The organism is Paraprevotella clara YIT 11840, from assembly GCF_000233955.1.
In the GTDB taxonomy this organism is placed as follows: domain Bacteria; phylum Bacteroidota; class Bacteroidia; order Bacteroidales; family Bacteroidaceae; genus Paraprevotella; species Paraprevotella clara.
The window spans coordinates 1-549 of the sequence record NZ_JH376630.1 but is presented as its reverse complement, the minus strand read 5'-3'; the positions used below and the strand labels follow the sequence as shown (position 1 = coordinate 549).

Below are 549 nucleotides of genomic sequence, written 5' to 3'. Positions count from 1 at the left end.
ACATAGGCCGATTGGGCACGCAGTCCGTAGCTGCCATTAGTGTAATAATCGGCTGTGAGGGCAAGGTCGAAATTATTGCTAACTACAAAGTAATAGCCTATGTTCTGAAGGAAATAACCGCGGTTATTCACCTCGCCAAAGGTAGGAAAGATAAGCCCTGAAGAGCGCCCCGATACCATTGGGTAATAAGCAAATGGGATAGCGATAGGGGTAGGGATATCGACTATATACATATTGCTGAAGCCTGCGATAATCTTCTTTTTAGGTACGAACTTAGCTTTGTATACTTTGATGTAATAATCGGGGTCGTCGAGGTCTTCGGCCGTAGTAATGATGGCGTTGCGCATAAAGTAAGTAGAGTCGTTCTCTTTCTTGATGATTTCGCCCTTTACATTGTTCTCGTCCTGCTTAGTGTAGGCGTTGCGGATAATCGCCTTTTGGTTGCGGTAGTTGAAGCGGATAGAGTCCGGCTCAATAACATCACTACCCTGCTTAAATACAGGGTGCTGGCTATACTCGCCAAGACTGTCTTTTAGTCGCCCAGCATAT

The 549-nt window shown here is 45.5% G+C and carries 1 protein-coding gene; it reads right to left on the bottom strand.

Features of this window, described 5'->3' with window-relative positions; all coding sequences use genetic code 11:
- On the bottom strand, positions 1–549 hold a 549-nt coding region (locus HMPREF9441_RS15115; protein WP_008622680.1), incomplete at both ends, for a putative LPS assembly protein LptD.